This is a genomic window from Nocardiopsis sp. RV163 (assembly GCF_001029525.1).
Taxonomy (GTDB): domain Bacteria; phylum Actinomycetota; class Actinomycetes; order Streptosporangiales; family Streptosporangiaceae; genus Nocardiopsis; species Nocardiopsis dassonvillei.
Genome location: NZ_LEKI01000333.1, coordinates 1 through 1,545 on the forward strand (window position 1 = coordinate 1; position 1,545 = coordinate 1,545).

Sequence of the window (1,545 nt, forward strand, 5' to 3'; positions counted from 1 at the left end):
GGGGCAGGGTGTCCAGGGCGGTGCGGGCCACCGTCTCCAGGGCGCCGTCCTTGGGTGCGGGGTTGACCGGGGAGCCGGGCAGGACGGCGACGGGGGGCCGGGAGTAGGTGGAGTCGGGGTCGCAGGTCTCGGTGATGGCCAGGGTGTCGGCGTCGGCCCCGGCGACCTTGGCCTGGGTGGTGGCGGCGGGCTGGCCGGGTGCGCCGGGGTAGAGCAGGTGCACGTCCTGGCCGGAGGTGAAGGGGTGGGGGTGGGCGGTGTCCAGGCGCAGGGAGAGTTCGCGGCGGGACTTGCGCTGGCGGCCGGCGGGTTCGATCCACTCCCCCGCGCGCACCTGCCAGGGAACGGCGCAGTCGGTGTCGGACTCCAGGTCGGTCAGGGGTGCGCTGGTACGCCGGTAGTGCTCGCGCCAGGGGGGCAGGTTCTCGCGCTGGTAGTAGCCGACCAGGGCGGCCAGTTGGGCGCGGGCCCGGTGGTCGGGTTCGCGGTCCTGGGCCTGCTCGGGGACCTGGTCGAGCAGGGGTTCGGTGAGGGCGGCGTGGCGGGCGGCCTTCTCCTGGCGTTTGCGGGCCCGTTCGGCCTCGGCCTCGGTGAGTTCGAGCTGGACCAGGGGGCGGTCGGTGATGCCCTGGTGGGTGCGGTGGTCCTCCAGCCAGTCGCGCAGGCGCGCGGTGGAGTGGCAGTCGTCGCGGTTGTAGGCGGCGATGTCGGCCAGGACCCGCGCGGCCCGGTCGTGGTCCTCGGCCTCGGTGGCGGCCAGGTAGGCGGCGTAGGCGTCGATGCTGGAGGTGGCGGTGGTGACGCCGCCGGACCGGGCGGCGGGTAGGTAGAGGGGTTCGAGGTACTTGATGGAGTAGGAGCGCTGGGACACGCGCAGGCTCTTGCGCACGACGGTGTACAGGTCCACCAGGCGGTTCTCGCGCAGGAGCCGGTTGACCTCCTCCTCGCGGGTGGCGAACTCCGAGCTCAGGTGTTTGAGGCGGTCCACCTCGTAGGAGGCGTAGTGGTAGACGTGGGCTCCGGGGTCGGCGTCCACGCGGGCGGTGGCGAAGTCGACGAAGTCCTCCAGGGCCTTCTTCTCCTGGGCTCGGTCGTGGGCCCAGAAGGCGTGGAAGGTCTCGGCGCCGTGGGCGTCCTCGGTGGTGGCGCCGAAGAGGTACTCCAGGCCGCGTTCGCCCTCGCGGGAGTGGTAGGGGTAGCCCTCCATGTCGAAGAAGACGTCGCCGGGGCTGGGTGCGGGCAGGCTGGCCAGGCCGTCGGGTGCGAAGACCTCGGCGGTGACGGTGCCCTGGGGGTTGTCGGGGGTGCGCGTGCGGTCCTGGCGGACCTGGAGGGCGGCCTGGGCGCGCAGTTGGTCGAAGGAGCGGCGGGGCAGGGTGGCGGGGCGCTGGTCGTCGTCGGCCCCGGCGAGGGCGTCGATGGTGTCCAGGCCGGAGTCGGTGAGTTTGGCGGCCTGGTCGGTGCGCAGTCCGGCGACCAGGGACAGGTGCCGGGCGGCGGTGCGCCCTTGTGAGCACCAGGTCTGGTAGCCGCAGCCCTCGCAGG

General features: G+C 73.4%; 1 protein-coding gene. It reads right to left on the bottom strand.

Annotated features, from left to right (window positions below; all coding sequences use genetic code 11):
- Positions 1 to 1,545 (bottom strand): TM0106 family RecB-like putative nuclease (locus ABD54_RS26550; protein WP_047872293.1); only part of this gene is annotated, 1,545 nt, incomplete at both ends.